The sequence below is a fragment of the Brevundimonas sp. Br13 genome (assembly GCF_055391505.1).
This window is the reverse complement of the sequence record NZ_AP044008.1, coordinates 425,094-439,957: the sequence shown is the minus strand read 5'-3', so window position 1 is coordinate 439,957 and position 14,864 is coordinate 425,094. Positions and strand designations below refer to the sequence as shown.

Genomic DNA, 14,864 nt, shown 5'->3' with positions numbered 1-14,864 from the left:
GTCGCCTATGGACGGAGGGAGCCTTGCCGGATTTCGAAGTGGTCGCGATGGCTTTGGCGCCCGCGCGTCATCTCGCGGCCTTCACCGACCATTATCGGGCTAAGCACCCGGCGCGGATCAGAATCTATTTCGACGGCGAGGATGCACCTGACCCGGTCCAGGTCGGGCTCGATCCCAAGGATCTTATAGTCTGCGACGCGGCCTTCTGGGCGACGCGCGGTGGTCGGCCCCAGGCGGTCGAGGATCGCCAGAGGGTCGTCTATGCCGAGGCCTATTCCACCCTGGCCTCCGATTGGCTGCTGGTCGTGGACATCGACGAGATGATCCTGGGCGATGTCGACGTGTCCGCTGTGCTCGGCGCCGTGGCGGCCGAACGCGAGGCGGTCATCTTCCCCTCGCTCGAGGCGGTGTGGCGGGCCGGCGACGACCTGACGCGCGAGTATGGAGCCACGCTGGCGCGCAAACCCTATCACGGCCCTTTGTCGGACCAGTTCGCAGACCTGATCTATCCGGGACGCGGGCGCTTCTTCGTTCGTGGTCTTCTGGCGCATCACATGGGCAAGCACGCGGTGCGGCGTGGCCTGCCTGACGTCATGGTCTGCATCCATGAGTCCAAGCGCGGGGACCGGCCGTTGAAGGCGGCGCGGGCGCGCGATCCCGGGACGGGGCGCACGGCCTGGCTGCTGCATCACGACGCCATCGGCTTGGACGCCTGGCGGGCCAAGTGGGACCGGCGCGTCGCGGCGGGCGACACCGCCGAAATGGGGCGCCGTCGCCGCCGCCAGCAGGCGGCCTATGTTCAGGCGCGAGAAGCGGGTGAGGAAGCCGCCCTGTTCGCGGACCTCTACGCCCTGAAACCCTGGCAGCAGGCGATCTTGCGACGGCTCGGGTTGTTACTGAATATCTGACCGGGCTTGCCTGGTCTGTCCACGCGGCCTATGTGCTCCACATAACCCGTGTAAGCCGCCCCGCTCGCGAACATGACCCGCAACATCACCCTCGCCATAGATGACGCCCTGCTCGACAAGGTGCGTGTTCTGGCCGCTATGAAGCGGACCAGCGTCAATGAGATGGTGCGCGGTTTCCTGGCTCGACTGGTCGAGGAAGAAACGGAACACGACGAGGCGACCGAAGCCTTGCTGAAGCTGGCCCGCGAAAGCGAAGGCCGGATGGGCGACTGGCGCCCCGCCAGAGAAGATGCATATAGCGGCGAGCCTCGTTTTGATCGCTGGCGCTGACGTCTTCCTGGACACCAACATCCTGATCTACGCCGCGCTCGGTTCTGTCGATGAACCGGCGAAGTACGATCGTGCGCTTGAACTTCTGACCCGACGCTTCGGCACCTCGGGTCAGGTTCTGGCCGAATTCTATGTCACCGCCCAACGCAAGGGTGCGCGCCCTCTGACTCCGGAGGAGGCGCAGGAGTGGGTGTTTCGGTTGTCCAAGAAGCCCTTCCAGCCCATCGACTACAGGGTGGTCCGCAGCGGTATCGAGAACGCCCAGCGTTACATGATTTCCTACTGGGACGGCGCCATCATCGCCGCCGCCGAACGGCTGGGCGCCAAGGTGCTCTATTCCGAAGACCTCAATCACGGTCAGACCTATGGGTCGGTCCGTGTCGAAAACCCCTTCCTTCCCGCCTAACCCAATAAGCGAGACTCCATGTCCATCCTCGTCAACAAAGACACCAAGATCATCGTCCAGGGCCTGACCGGCAAGACCGGCGGCTTCCACACCGAACAGGCCCTGGCCTATCACGGCACCCAGATGGTCGCCGGCGTCCACCCGACCAAGGGCGGCACGAACTGGACCGGTTCACACGGCGAAACCCTGCCGATCTACGCCTCGGTCGCCGAAGCCAAGGACGCCACGGGCGCCGACGCCTCGGTCATCTATGTCCCGCCGTCAGGCGCCGCCGCCGCCATCATCGAAGCCATCGACGCCGAAATCCCCTTCATCACCTGCATCACCGAGGGCATTCCGGTGATGGACATGGTCAAGGTCAAGCGCCGGCTGGAAGGCTCCAACTCCCGCCTCTTGGGCCCGAACTGCCCGGGCGTCCTGACGCCGGACGAGTGCAAGATCGGCATCATGCCGGGCAATATCTTCAAGAAGGGCTCGGTCGGCATCGTGTCGCGTTCGGGCACCCTGACCTATGAGGCCGTGTTCCAGACCACCAATGAGGGCCTGGGTCAGACCACGGCCGTGGGCATCGGCGGCGACCCGGTCAAGGGCACCGAATTCATCGACGTGCTGGAGATGTTCCTGGCCGATCCCGAAACCACCTCGATCATCATGATCGGTGAAATCGGCGGCGGCGCGGAAGAAGACGCCGCCCAGTTCCTGATCGACGAGGCCAAGAAGGGCCGCAAGAAGCCGATGGCCGGCTTCATCGCGGGTCGCACGGCGCCCAAGGGCCGCACCATGGGCCACGCCGGCGCCGTCGTCTCGGGCGGCAAGGGCGATGCGGAATCCAAGATCGCGGCGATGGAAGCCGCCGGCATCCGCATGTCGCAATCGCCGGCCCGTCTGGGCAAGACCTTGGTGGAAGTGCTGAAGGGCTGAAACCCGAAAGCGGCGTAGGCGCCGCCTCACGCATCAAAAACGCCGGTCTCGGCAGGATTGGACGCCCCCGGTTTTGGCCGGGGGCGTTTTTCTTTCGGGATGCGACCAATTTCTCACCGAATTGCCCCGTTTCGGTCATGACCCATAAGGAAAGCGGGCCTATATGACGGGCGCGCCCCTCACGGAGATGTGTCCGCAGGGGCCAGGGAATAGACGAGAACAATGGCGGACGATGCGGGTCGGCTGAACCAGGTCTTTGCCGAGACCTCCTTCCTCTACGGGTCCAACGCGGCCTATATCGAGGAGCTGCACGAGAAGTGGGCCAATGACCCCGGCTCGGTCTCGGCGGAATGGAAGGCTTTCTTCGATCAGCTGCGCGACAACGCCGCCGCCGTGAAGGCCTCGGCCGAGGCCGGCGGCTGGGGCCGCGCCGCCGTCGCCGAGCCGACCGAGGCGACCGCCGTGTTCGACGGCCGCTGGCCGGCGCCCAAGCCTGATCCCAAGACGCCCGGCGCCCCTACGCCCGCAGCCTCCAAGGCCGCGCCGGCCGAGGCCTCGCCCGAGGCGATCCGCGCCGCCGCCCACGATTCCATCCGCGCCCTGATGCTGATCCGCAGCTATCGCGTGCGCGGCCACCTCCAGGCCAATCTGGACCCGCTGGGCATCGAACAGCCCGTCGAAAACCCTGAATTGACGCCGGAATTCTACGGCTTCAGCGGCGCCGACCTGGATCGGCCGATCTTCCTGGACGGCGTCCTGGGCCTGCAGACCGGCACCATCCGCCAGGTGCTGGACATTCTGAAGCGCACCTACTGCGGCAATATCGGCATCCAGTACATGCATATCGCCGAGCCGGAGGAGAAGGCCTGGCTTCAGCAGCGGTTCGAGGGGCCGGACAAGTTCGAGCAGAACGCCTTCACCAAGGAAGGCAAGCTGGCCATCCTGAACAAGCTGATCGAGGCGGAGGGCTTCGAGCGCTTCCTGCACAAACGCTTCCCCGGCACCAAGCGGTTCGGCCTGGACGGCGGCGAGGCCATGGTCCCGGCCCTGGAGCAGGTGATCAAGCGCGGCGGCAATCTGGGCGTCGACGAGGTGGTGCTGGGCATGGCCCACCGCGGCCGCCTGAACGTGCTGGCCGCCGTCATGGGCAAGCCCTACAAGGTCATCTTCCACGAGTTCCAGGGCGGCTCGGCCGTGCCCAGCGACATCGAAGGCTCGGGCGACGTCAAATATCACATGGGCGCCTCTTCGAACCGCGAGTTCGACGGCAACCACGTCCACCTGTCGCTGACCGCCAACCCGTCGCACCTCGAAATCGTCAACCCTGTCGTCCTGGGCAAGGCGCGCGCCAAACAGGCCTTCGACATCCGTGAGGCCAACGCCGGCAAGCCCGAGGCCGAATGGGCGCTGGACCGTTCCAAGGTCGTGCCCCTGCTGATCCACGGCGACGCCGCCTTCGCCGGCCAGGGCGTGGTGGCCGAATGTTTCGCCCTGATGGGGCTGAAGGGTTACCGCACCGGCGGCACCCTGCATTTCGTCATCAACAACCAGATCGGCTTCACCACCAGCCCGCGGAACTCGCGCTCGTCGCCCTATCCGTCGGACGTCGCCCTGATGGTCCAGGCGCCGATCTTCCACGTGAACGGCGACGATCCGGAAGCGGTCGTCTTCGCCGCCAAGGTGGCGACGGAATATCGTCAGAAGTTCCACAAGGACGCGGTGGTGGACATGTTCTGCTATCGCCGGTTCGGCCACAACGAAGGCGACGATCCGACCTTCACCCAGCCGCTGATGTATTCGAAGATCCGCGCCCAGCCCTCGACGCGCGAACTCTATTCCCAGCGCCTGATCGCCGAGGGCGTGATCTCCCAGGCCGAGGTCGACGCCGAGATCGAGCGGTTCGAGAAATTCCTCGACGAACAGTTCGAGGCGGGCAAGACCTTCAAGGCGGACAAGGCCGACTGGCTGGACGGCCAGTGGAAGGGCATGGGCGCCGCCAAGGAAGAGCTGCGCGGCGATACGGCGGTGCCCCTGGCCAAGCTCCAGGACCTGGGCGCGCGCCTGACCACCATTCCCAACAGCGTCGACATGCACAAGACGCTGAAGCGGGTCATCGAGGCTCGCCGCGAGGCGGTCTCGACCGGCGAGGGCCTGGACTGGGCCACGGCCGAGAGCCTGGCCTTCGCCTCACTGGTGGACGAGGGCTTCCCCGTGCGCCTGTCCGGCCAGGATTCGGTGCGCGGCACCTTCTCCCAGCGCCACTCGGGCATCATCGACCAGACGACCGAAGAGCGGTACATGCCGCTGAACAATCTGCGCGAAGGCCAGGCCAATTTCGAGGTCATCGACTCGGCCCTGTCGGAAGAGGCGGTGCTGGGCTTCGAGTACGGCTATTCCCTGGCCGACCCCAACACCCTGGTGCTGTGGGAAGGCCAGTTCGGCGACTTCGTGAACGGCGCCCAGGTGGTGATCGACCAGTTCATCACCTCCGGGGAACGCAAGTGGCTGCGTATGAGCGGCCTGACCATGCTGCTGCCGCACGGCTATGAAGGCCAGGGACCGGAACACTCCTCCGCCCGCCTGGAACGCTTCCTCCAGGCCTGCGCCGAGGACAATATCCAGGTCGCCAACTGCACGACCCCGGCCAACTATTTCCACATCCTGCGTCGCCAGATGCACCGGCCGTTCCGCAAGCCGCTGATCCTGATGACGCCCAAGTCGCTGCTGCGTCACAAGAAGGCGGTCTCGCCGCTGCGCGACCTGGCCGAGGGTTCGTCCTTCCACCGCGTGCTGCACGACGACGCCCAGACCCGTCCGGACGTCGCCGGGATCAAGATCAAGGCGGACAAGGACATTCGCCGCGTGATCCTGTGCTCGGGCAAGGTCTATTACGACCTGCTGGACGTGCGCGAGAAGAAGATGAAGGAAGGCCAGGCGGTGGACGACGTCTACATCCTGCGTCTGGAACAGTTCTATCCGTGGCCGATCCAGTCGCTGCGCAAGGAACTGGCCCGCTTCCCGAAGGCCGAGCTGGTCTGGTGCCAGGAAGAGCCGAAGAACATGGGCGGCTGGACCTTCGTCGATCCGTGGCTGGAGCTGACGCTGGACAAGCTGGACGTCGCGGCCAAGCGCGCCCGCTACGTCGGACGGCCCGGCTCGGCCTCCACGGCCGCCGGCCTGATGAGCCGGCACCTGAAGGAGCTCGAGGCCTTCACCAACGAAGCCTTCGCCTGATAAGCGTTTAAGACAGACCTAGAGACAGCTGGACCCGACATGGCCGACATCCTGACCCCCGCCCTCGGTGAATCCGTCACCGAAGCCACCATCGCGAAATGGACCAAGAAGGTCGGCGACGCGGTCAAGAAAGACGAACTGCTCGTCGAACTGGAGACCGACAAGGTCTCTCTGGAAGTCGTGGCTCCGGCCGACGGCGTCCTGGGCGCCATCAACGCCGCCGAGGGCGACACCGTGGCGCCCGGCACGGTCCTGGGTTCGGTGACCGAAGGCGGCGCGGCCGCCGCCGCCCCGGTCGCTGCTCCCGCCAAGGCCGCCAAGGGCGAGGCCAAGGCGGCTCCCGCCGCCGCCGCTTCCAGCATCGACATCACTGTGCCGGTGATGGGCGAAAGCGTCGCCGAGGGCTCGATGGGCAAGTGGCTCAAGAAGAGCGGCGAGGCGGTCAAGAAGGATGAACTGCTGGTCGAGATCGAGACCGACAAGGTGGCCGTCGAGGTCTCGGCTCCGGCGGACGGCGTCCTGACCATCGCCGCCGATGAAGGGGCGACCGTCACGCCGGGCCAGAAGATCGGTTCGGTGTCGGGTTCCGGCGCCGCTGCGGCCGCGCCCGCCGCCGCCCCGGCGCCTGCGGCCGCTCCCGCCAACACCGGTTCGGCCCAGGTGTCGAAGAACGAGACTCTGTCGCCGGCCGTCCAGCGCGTGGTCGCTGAAAACAACCTGGATCCCAAGGCGATTTCCGCCACCGGACCCAAGGGCAATATCACCAAGGGCGACGCCATCGCCGCGATCGGGGCCGCTGCGGCCGCTCCGGCGCCGGCCGCCGCACCTTCGGCCCCGCGCGCTCTGGCCCCGCGCGAGGAGCGGGTGAAGATGACGCGCCTGCGTCAGACCATCGCCCGTCGCCTGAAGGAATCCCAGAATACGGCCGCCCAGCTGACCACCTTCAACGAGGTGGACATGACCAACGTCATGGCCCTGCGCGCCCAATACAAAGAGGTGTTCGAAAAGCGCCACGGGGTGAAGCTGGGCTTCATGTCCTTCTTCACTAAGGCGGTGGTCGCCGCGCTTCAGGAAATCCCGGCCGTCAACGCCGAGATCGACGGCACGGACATCATCTACAAGAACCACTATGACATCGGCGTCGCCGTCGGCACCGACAAGGGTCTGGTGGTTCCGGTGCTGCGCGACGCCGACACCCTGAGCCTGGCCGGCATTGAAAAGGGCATCGGCGCCCTGGGCAAGGCCGCCCGCGACGGCGCCCTGACCATGGACCAGCTGCAGGGCGGCACCTTCACCATCACCAACGGCGGCACCTATGGGTCGCTGATGTCGACCCCGATCCTGAACGCGCCGCAGTCCGGCATCCTGGGCATGCACAACATCGTCCAGCGTCCGATGGCCATCAACGGCGAGGTCAAGATCCGGCCGATGATGTATCTGGCCCTCAGCTATGACCACCGCATCGTCGACGGCAAGGAGGCCGTGACCTTCCTGGTCCGGATCAAGGAGCTGCTGGAAGACCCGCAGCGGGCCCTGCTGGACCTGTAAGAAACTGAAAAGGCGGCGATTTCGCCGCCTTTTTTGTTGGGCCTGATGTCGGGCCGAGCCCGTAGTGTCGAATATCGACGTTTGTGTCTTGGCGACGTCAGAGGTGGAGTCATTGCGTGACTACGGGTTCTTCCGCACTGACAAACCGCCCAAAAGGCGCGCCCTATTCCCGCCATGGAATGGGCGGCGCGCGCGATAGGGGTGTTCTACGTCTTGGGCGGGCTGATGCTTCTGTATCAGGCTTGGCTCAACTGGCGTCTGCAAAGGGCCTTGTCGGGCCTGGTCTCCATCCCCATCGCCGAGCATGTCGGGGACGGGGTCATTGTTCTGGCCGGCGTGCTGGTCATGCTTTCGGGCGCGGCCCTGACGGCCCTCAGCGGCTGGGCTGTCGTCGCCTTCATGGCGGGATGGACGGTCCAGGCGCTATACCTGCTCTGGACCGATCATGTCTCTCGTATCGGGGAGCCTGAGGCCGTCAGCGGACGCCGCCAGTCGGTCTACGCCTTTACCGGCTACACCGCCGCCACCGGGATCGTGCTGTGGCTTCCGACGGTCGGTGTGCTGGGCTGAATAGGGGCGGCCTGGACATGGCTGCGACGACAGTTTGGGACGGGCGGCAAGGTCCCGGCAGGGCCGCACACGACCATCGTTAAAGAAACCGAGCCCGATCCCACGCCAAGGGGAACGCGGACGACGCGGACCCAGGCGAAAACCAGGCCTAGCCGAACTCGGCCTCCAGATCCGCCAGGCGGGCGGCCTGGTCCTCGGCGATCAGGGCGTCCAGCAGGGGGTCGATGTCGCCCTCCAGCACTTGGGGCAGGCTGTGCAGGGTCAGGCCGATGCGGTGGTCGGTCACGCGGCCTTGCGGGAAGTTGTAGGTGCGAATCCGTTCGGACCGGTCGCCCGACCCCACCTGGGACTTGCGCGAGTCGGCGCGGGCCAGATCCTTGGCCTGGCGCTGCATGTCGTACAGGCGGACCCGCAGGTTCTTCATCGCCTTGTCCCGGTTCACGTGCTGGGACTTTTCGGACGAGGTGACGACGATGCCGGTCGGCAGGTGGGTGATCCGCACGGCCGAGTCGGTCTTGTTGACGTGCTGGCCCCCCGCGCCCGAACTGCGGAAGGTGTCGATGCGGATGTCCTGGTCGCGGATCTCGATCTCGACGTCCTCGACCTCGGGCAGGACGGCGACGGTGGCGGCCGAGGTGTGGATGCGGCCGCCGGCCTCGGTGGTCGGCACGCGCTGGACCCGGTGGACGCCGCTCTCGAACTTCAGCCGGCCGAACACGCCCTCGCCGGTGACGGTGGCGACGATTTCCTTGTAGCCGCCGGCGTCGCCCTCGGAGACGCTGTCGATCTCCACCCGCCAGCCCCGGGTGGAGGCGTAGCGCGAATACATGCGGAACAGGTCGCCGGCGAACAGGGCCGCCTCGTCTCCGCCGGTGCCGGCGCGGACCTCCAGCACGGCCGAGGCGTTTTCATCGGCGTCGCGCGGGGCCAGCAGCAGGGCCACGTCGCGCTCCAACTGCGGCAGGCGCTCGGTCAGGTCGCGCAGCTCCTCCTGGGCCATGGCGGCCATTTCGGGGTCGGACGCCATCACCTCCAGATCGGCCATTTCGGCGCGGAGCCGGGCCAGGCCCTGGACCGCGTCGGCGACGGGCTTCAGCTCGGCGTGTTCCTTGGACAGGCGGACGATCTCGGCCCCGTCGGTCGCCGCGCCCATCCGGGCCTCCACCTCGTGGAAACGGTCGAGCACCTGATCGAGACGGGCCTGGGGCAGACGCAAGGCGGAACCATCCTGGGACAATGAGAGGGGCCGTCCTTAGCCCGCCTGGGGGGGCGATGTCGATCATCGCAACGCCGCCCGGCGCCGGGTTCGTGAACTATGATAACGATGGCGTCAGCCGCGGTGGCGAACGTCATGGTCCGGGTTTAGCTGGCCGTGGAGTCGCCGACGCTGTGAGAAGGACGCCATGTTCGACCGCCTGCCCCATCGCGCTTCTGAAACCCCCTACCCCATCCGGTCGGCGGAACCGCCGGTCGATCATGACGTGGAGGAACTCTGCCGCCTCTACGACCGGCGCCTGGCGGAGCGAGGGGGCGATCTGTCGCCGAGCCGCAGGCGCGAACTGGATGCCCTGGCGGTTCGATACGGCCTGGCCGTCGACCGTACCGCCGCCATGGTCTGGCGCGATCTGCGCGCCGTCATCAGCCGGACGGTGGGGCGGGCGTCGGACCAACCGGTCGCCGAACCGGCCCCTGCGCCGACCCAGACCCCAGCCCCCGTCGAAACAGGCCCACTGACGGTGCTGGTCGTTGAAGACGATCCAGACGCCGCAGCCGCCTTGACCGAGCTTCTGACCGAGGCCGGGCACAGGGTGGTCGGGCCGTTCCACAGCGCGGCGCCGGCTGAGGCGGCCGCGGCGCTGCACGCCATCGACGCCGCCCTGTTGGACGTCAATCTGTCGGACGGGGCGACGGGAAGGGGACTGGCGGAGCGATTGAAACGGCGCTGGGACATGCGGGTGGTGCTGACGTCGGGTGACGTCGAGGCGGTCCGCCGCGCCGATCCGGCCGAGACTGTCGTGTTCAAACCCTATACGGGGGCGCAGATTCTGGCGGCCCTGGCCGGTAGGCGACGCGAGGACTGACAGCGAGGCGCTTGCGTCCGGCCGGTGGGCGGGCGATCAGACGGCATGCTGTCGAACCGATCCCGCTACGCCCTCCGCGCCATGGTGCATCTCGCCGGCCTGCCGGGCGGGGGGCCCGCCACCATCGGCGAGATCGCCGAGGCCGCCGCGGCGCCGCGAAAGTTCCTGGAAGCCATATTGCTGGACCTGCGTCGGCGGCATCTGCTCGTGTCCAAACGCGGGAGGACCGGCGGCTACGCCCTGGCCGCGCCGGCCGACCGCATCAGTTTCGCCGATGTGATCCGAGCGCTGGAAGGCCCTCTGGCGCTCGCGCCCTGCGCATCCCGCACCGCCTTCGGGCCTTGTGAAACCTGTCCCGACCTGGACACCTGTCCGCTTCGCCCGGTGCTGCAGGACGGGCGCGACGCCGTCGCCGCCGTTTTCGAGACGCGAACCCTTCTGCAAGCCGCTGCGAAGTTTTCTCCTATTGACCCAGTAGGAGATAAAGCCCCAACCTCGTGACCCTCTGGAGGGGCCATGCAAGACTTCCTGCTGTTTCTGTGCGTCGGGTTCTTGGCCCAGGTCGTCGACGGCGCCCTGGGCATGGCCTATGGGGTGATCTCCTCCACCGTCCTGCTTTCATTCGGCGTGCCGCCCGCGACGGCCTCGGCCAGCGTTCACGCGGCCGAAGTCTTCACCACGGCCGCTTCGGCGGGCTCCCATACGGTCAACAGGAATGTGAACTGGAAACTCTTCACCCCCCTGGCCTTGGGCGGGGTGGTCGGGGGAGGCTTGGGCGCCTTCGTCCTCACCAGCATTGACGGGGATCTGATCAAGCCCTGGATCACCGCCTATTTGGCCGTCATGGGCGTCGTCATCATCTGGCGTGCAACTCGCCAGACCCGCGAGCGCCTCTTCCCGCGAAAGTTCGCCGGGCCTCTGGGCCTTGTCGGCGGCTTCTTCGACGCCATCGGCGGCGGCGGCTGGGGCCCGACGGTCACCACCACCCTGGTCGGATCCGGCCAGGACCCGCGCGCCTCGATCGGCACCACCAATACGGCCGAGTTCTTCGTCACCTCCGCCATCTCCGCCACCTTCCTGGCGGCCCTGCTGACCGGCCACTGGGACCAGGCCGAGGGCGTCGCCACCCACGCCATGGCGGTGCTGGGCCTGATCCTGGGCGGGCTGATCGCCGCACCCTTCGCCGGGATTATCGCGCGGATCGCGCCGCGCCGAGTGCTGACCTATGGGGTCGGGGCCGTGGTTCTGCTGTCGGCGGGCTATCAGGCGCTGAGGCTGTTCAAGGTCATCTGAAGCGAGGGGCGACGGCGGCGGGCCGCCGTCGCCGAAAGGCGGCTTAACGCGCGCGGGCGCGGAAGCGGGTCAGGAAGGCCTTGATGTTTTCGCGAATGGACGCCTCGTTCGCCATCCGCAGACGTTCGACCCCCATGAAGGCCTGGCCCATGGTCGCCGTCCCCGTGGCGGCCACCGTTTCATCGAAGACGGTGCGGTCTGCCTGGGACACCGTGTAGCGGACTTGGCTCGTCACCGACATGTCGAAGCCCGCCAGGGGCTGCTTCAGGTCGATCAGAGAGGCCGCGACCGTCATGGGCGGCCCTTCGCTTCCCATATAGCCGGCGGCGGCCAGGGAATTCTCCAGCGCCGTCTTGAAGTCGGCGTTGGAAACTTGGGACGTCCACATCGGATTGGTGGCCTGACCGCCGGAAACGGTCACGGTCGTCACCGAGCGATAGCCCAGATCGCCTGAAGAGGCGGTCAGACCGGCGGTGGCCGGCAGGGTCATCATGGCGGGGTTGGACGGACTGGCGCAGGCGGCTACGCCTAAGAACCCGGCCGCGCAGCCGGCCATGGCGAGACGACGCAACATCATTGTTGGGTCGCCGCCTGGGCGCCTGCGGCGGGCGCGGCGGCTTCTTCGGCCGGGGTGCGCAGGGTGACGATCAGCGGATTGGGCTTCAGATCATTCATGGCGCCCGAGGTGGCGTCGATCGCCCCGCCGATCAGGCCCCCGATCAGAATGTTGCCCGCCATGGCCGTGCCGCCGGCGCCTGACACGCTGCTGGTGATGTCATAGGTCTGCGAAACATAGCCGTCCTTGGACACGGTGATGCGGAATGCATCCTTGCGCGGCATGCGGAAGGTGCAGGGCGTGGCCTGGCATTCGAAGCCGTTCGAGGTGCTGACCTGCGCGCCGGGCGGCGTGCTCTGAACCGTGAACTGCTGGCTGGAGCCGCGCGTCACGGTGGCGCAGGCGGGCAAGGAAAAGGCCACGCCGGCGAGCAGGAAGGCGCGCACGCCGGCGCGCGTTATGAAGTCGGAAATCATGAAACCCCCAAGAGAAGACAGGCCCGCTCCCCAGGCGGCCATAGGCTTCACCTTGCACTTGGGGGCGGCGTAGTCAATCCTGACGCGAAAAACGTCAATCTATGGGTGTGTAAATGGATTATTCCGCCGCAGCAGGTGCGGTTCGGGCGGCCTCCAACTCGGCCGCCTTCTGTTCCACCAGCTCGACGATATGGTCGATCATGCCGTCATTGGCCTGTTTGTGGGCGATCTTGCCGTTCAGATAGACCATGCCCGCGCCCTTGCCGCCGCCGGTGAAGCCGATGTCGGTATAGAGGGCCTCTCCCGGGCCGTTCACGACGCAGCCGATGACCGACAGGCTCATCGGCGTCGAGATATGGGCCAGCTTCTCCTCCAGCAGGCCGACCGTCTCGATGACTTTGAAGCCCTGACGCGCGCAGGAGGGGCAGGCGATGATGTTGACGCCCCGGTGACGCAGGCCCAGCGACTTCAGAATGTCGAAACCGACCTTGATCTCCTCGACCGGATCGGCGGCCAGGGAGACGCGGATGGTGTCGCCGATCCCCGCCCACAGCATGGAGCCCAGGCCGATGGACGACTTGATCGTCCCTGTGCGCAAGGGGCCCGCCTCGGTCACGCCCAGGTGCAGGGGGCAGTCGATGGCGTCCGCCAGCTGCTGATAGGCGGCGACGGTCAGGAAGGGGTCCGACGCCTTCACCGAGATCTTGAACTCGTGGAAGTCGTTGTCCTGCAGGATGCGGGCGTGGTTCAGGGCGCTCTCGACCATGGCGTCGGGGCAGGGCTCGCCGTACTTCTCGAGCAGCTCCTTCTCCAGAGAACCGGCGTTGACGCCGATCCGCATGGAGCAGCCGTTGTCGCGGGCGGCCTGGATGACGTCGCGGACCCGATCCGGGCTGCCGATATTGCCCGGATTGATGCGCAGGCAGGCGGCGCCCGCCTCGGCCGCCTCGATGCCGCGCTTGTAGTGGAAATGGATGTCGGCGACCAAGGGAACCTTGGCCTCGCGGACGATGGTGCGAAACGCTTGGGTCGATTCAACGTCGGGGCAGGAGACGCGAACGATGTCGGCGCCGGCCTCTTCCAGCTGACGGATCTGATCGATCGTCGCCCCCGCGTCGGACGTCGGCGTATTGGTCATCGACTGGACGCTGATCGGGGCGTCGCCGCCGACCAGGACTGAGCCGACGCGAATCTGGCGGCTCTTGCGCCGTTCGATATGGCGCCAGGGACGGACGTGGCCGAGTTCTGAAGTGTGGTCGCTCATTTCCGGCCCATATAGGCGCTCTGCGGCTCCGCGACCACCGGCGTAACGGTCAGTTCGTCGTTACGCCGGCGCCGGGATTGGCGACCGTCTCGCCCGTCGGTGCGGCGTCCTGGGTTCGCAGGAGCTGAGCCGAACGCTCGGCCTGAAGCTGGGCCTGACGGCGCGCCTGCTCCTCCGCCACCTGCCGGGCCGCCTGTTCGGCGCGGCTGTTCAGCTGGGTCAAAGGGGTCAGAAGGGCGGGCAGGACGCCGCTATGCTCGCCGTTCAGATAGACGTCGAAGGCGGCTGGATCAGACACGTCGATCGTGGCGCTGACGCCCATGGGGGCGCGCCAGGCCTCTCCCGGCGCCATCTGCCGGGCGAACAGGGCCTGACCCCCGCCCAGCCTAACCACCAGCGCGCCGGCCTTCTTGGCCTGAATGACCACCTGAGAGGCGGTGGCCGGGGCGCCGTAGACGGCGCCGCGCGGATTGAACGCCTTCTGCACCGGAGCGGCGTCCGCCGCCTGGGCCGCCGCGATCACCGCCGGATCGTTCGGATCGATCCCGGTCAGCTGAGCCTCAAGGCCGGGCGTGACATAGAGGGCGGGCGTCGTCTGGTCCGGCGGCGCAGCCCTGGGGGCGCCCAGCGCGATCGGGGCGGCCTGGCCGGGCACCTCTCCCAGCCGCCAGCTTTCCGGCACGGCGGCGATGTCGGACGGGCGGACCTCCTGGTGGATGTTGAGGCGCTGAAACACGTTCCAGCCGATCAGGGCGACGGCCACTATGGCGACGAGACCGATGATCCGCGGCGAATAGCGTTTGACGTCCTCAAAGGCGATGCCGATCGGCGCCTTCAACGGGGCGGAGGTGTCCGGGCTTTCGCGCTTGAACCGCTCCACGGCCAGCTGTTCGTCCAGCCCCAGGGCCGCCGCATAGCCCCGCACATAGCCGATGGCGAAGACGCGCGAGGGCAGGGACGACCAGTCGTTCTGCTCCAGAGCGATCAGGAAGCGGGTATGGACCTTGGTTTCGGCGGAGAGATCGGCCAGGGACTTTCCCGACTGTTCGCGGGCGCGGCGCAGGCCGTCGCCCAGAGTCGCGGCCTCGGTGATGGAGGGCGCGAGGTCCTTCCAGTCCGGATGAGCCTTGAACTCTTCGGGGGCGTTCCCCGCATCCAGCGCCATGACGCCTGACCCCACACTCGGAACGACAGAGAGCCGCCCCGTACTCGCAACGGACCCGTCCGGTAGCATGTCTTCGCGACGGGACGCGCCTCTCCCCTTCGGCGGACCCCAT

At 67.1% G+C, this 14,864-nt stretch carries 15 protein-coding genes; 10 read left to right on the top strand and 5 right to left on the bottom strand.

Annotation, left to right across the window (positions count from 1 at the left end):
* Positions 1–23: 23 nt before the first annotated feature.
* The 7 genes from ACZ5M6_RS02190 to ACZ5M6_RS02160 all read left to right on the top strand — a co-directional run bounded on the left by ACZ5M6_RS02190 (position 24) and on the right by ACZ5M6_RS02160 (position 7,917).
* Positions 24–908: a hypothetical protein gene (locus ACZ5M6_RS02190; protein WP_182713870.1), complete on the top strand. Its 885-nt coding sequence runs from the start codon at positions 24–26 to the stop codon at positions 906–908.
* 72 nt (positions 909–980) lie between these two features.
* The gene (locus ACZ5M6_RS02185; RefSeq protein ID WP_054764270.1) at positions 981–1,238 is read left to right on the top strand and encodes a ribbon-helix-helix protein, CopG family; all 258 of its coding nucleotides are present in this window, start codon (positions 981–983) and stop codon (positions 1,236–1,238) included.
* The gene (locus ACZ5M6_RS02180) at positions 1,222–1,644 is read left to right on the top strand and encodes a PIN domain-containing protein (RefSeq protein ID WP_182713871.1); all 423 of its coding nucleotides are present in this window, start codon (positions 1,222–1,224) and stop codon (positions 1,642–1,644) included. The genes ACZ5M6_RS02185 and ACZ5M6_RS02180 overlap by 17 nt, the downstream gene beginning before the upstream one ends.
* A gap of 18 nt (positions 1,645–1,662) precedes the next feature.
* Positions 1,663–2,565, top strand: coding sequence for a succinate--CoA ligase subunit alpha (sucD, locus tag ACZ5M6_RS02175; RefSeq protein ID WP_054764268.1), 903 nt, complete (start codon positions 1,663–1,665; stop codon positions 2,563–2,565).
* 222 nt (positions 2,566–2,787) lie between these two features.
* Positions 2,788–5,799 (top strand): 2-oxoglutarate dehydrogenase E1 component, encoded by a 3,012-nt coding sequence (locus tag ACZ5M6_RS02170; RefSeq protein ID WP_464159504.1) that lies wholly within the window; start codon positions 2,788–2,790, stop codon positions 5,797–5,799.
* Positions 5,800–5,838: 39 nt separating this feature from the next.
* Entirely contained in the window at positions 5,839–7,347 is a 1,509-nt protein-coding gene (odhB, locus tag ACZ5M6_RS02165; RefSeq protein ID WP_464159502.1) for a 2-oxoglutarate dehydrogenase complex dihydrolipoyllysine-residue succinyltransferase, read from the top strand.
* Positions 7,348–7,548: 201 nt separating this feature from the next.
* Positions 7,549–7,917 (top strand): hypothetical protein, encoded by a 369-nt coding sequence (locus ACZ5M6_RS02160; RefSeq protein WP_464159501.1) that lies wholly within the window; start codon positions 7,549–7,551, stop codon positions 7,915–7,917.
* Between the two features lie 148 nt (positions 7,918–8,065).
* Here the strand turns inward: ACZ5M6_RS02160 and prfA are convergent, their stop codons facing one another.
* A complete protein-coding gene (gene prfA / locus ACZ5M6_RS02155; RefSeq protein WP_054764264.1) occupies positions 8,066–9,133 on the bottom strand; it encodes a peptide chain release factor 1 in 1,068 nt (355 codons plus the stop codon).
* Between the two features lie 187 nt (positions 9,134–9,320).
* Here prfA and ACZ5M6_RS02150 point away from each other — a divergent pair, with 187 nt between their 5' ends.
* From ACZ5M6_RS02150 to ACZ5M6_RS02140, 3 genes are read left to right on the top strand one after another with little or no spacing between them, the layout of a single operon-like run.
* The gene (locus ACZ5M6_RS02150) at positions 9,321–9,998 is read left to right on the top strand and encodes a response regulator (protein WP_191554698.1); all 678 of its coding nucleotides are present in this window, start codon (positions 9,321–9,323) and stop codon (positions 9,996–9,998) included.
* 45 nt (positions 9,999–10,043) lie between these two features.
* Positions 10,044–10,499: an RrF2 family transcriptional regulator gene (locus ACZ5M6_RS02145; protein WP_054764262.1), complete on the top strand. Its 456-nt coding sequence runs from the start codon at positions 10,044–10,046 to the stop codon at positions 10,497–10,499.
* Positions 10,500–10,514: 15 nt separating this feature from the next.
* The gene (locus ACZ5M6_RS02140; protein ID WP_054764261.1) at positions 10,515–11,291 is read left to right on the top strand and encodes a sulfite exporter TauE/SafE family protein; all 777 of its coding nucleotides are present in this window, start codon (positions 10,515–10,517) and stop codon (positions 11,289–11,291) included.
* A 43-nt stretch (positions 11,292–11,334) separates the two neighbouring features.
* Here ACZ5M6_RS02140 and ACZ5M6_RS02135 read toward each other — a convergent pair whose 3' ends face one another.
* The 4 genes from ACZ5M6_RS02135 to ACZ5M6_RS02120 all read right to left on the bottom strand — a co-directional run bounded on the left by ACZ5M6_RS02135 (position 11,335) and on the right by ACZ5M6_RS02120 (position 14,752).
* Positions 11,335–11,868 (bottom strand): hypothetical protein, encoded by a 534-nt coding sequence (locus ACZ5M6_RS02135; protein ID WP_152949162.1) that lies wholly within the window; start codon positions 11,866–11,868, stop codon positions 11,335–11,337.
* Entirely contained in the window at positions 11,865–12,323 is a 459-nt protein-coding gene (locus ACZ5M6_RS02130) for a PEGA domain-containing protein (protein ID WP_287394887.1), read from the bottom strand. Before ACZ5M6_RS02130 ends, ACZ5M6_RS02135 begins: the two co-directional genes overlap by 4 nt.
* A 118-nt stretch (positions 12,324–12,441) precedes the next feature.
* Positions 12,442–13,587 (bottom strand): flavodoxin-dependent (E)-4-hydroxy-3-methylbut-2-enyl-diphosphate synthase, encoded by a 1,146-nt coding sequence (ispG, locus tag ACZ5M6_RS02125; RefSeq protein ID WP_464159498.1) that lies wholly within the window; start codon positions 13,585–13,587, stop codon positions 12,442–12,444.
* Positions 13,588–13,636: 49 nt separating this feature from the next.
* Entirely contained in the window at positions 13,637–14,752 is a 1,116-nt protein-coding gene (locus ACZ5M6_RS02120) for a helix-turn-helix domain-containing protein (protein ID WP_409612842.1), read from the bottom strand.
* Between the last annotated feature and the right edge of the window lie 112 nt (positions 14,753–14,864).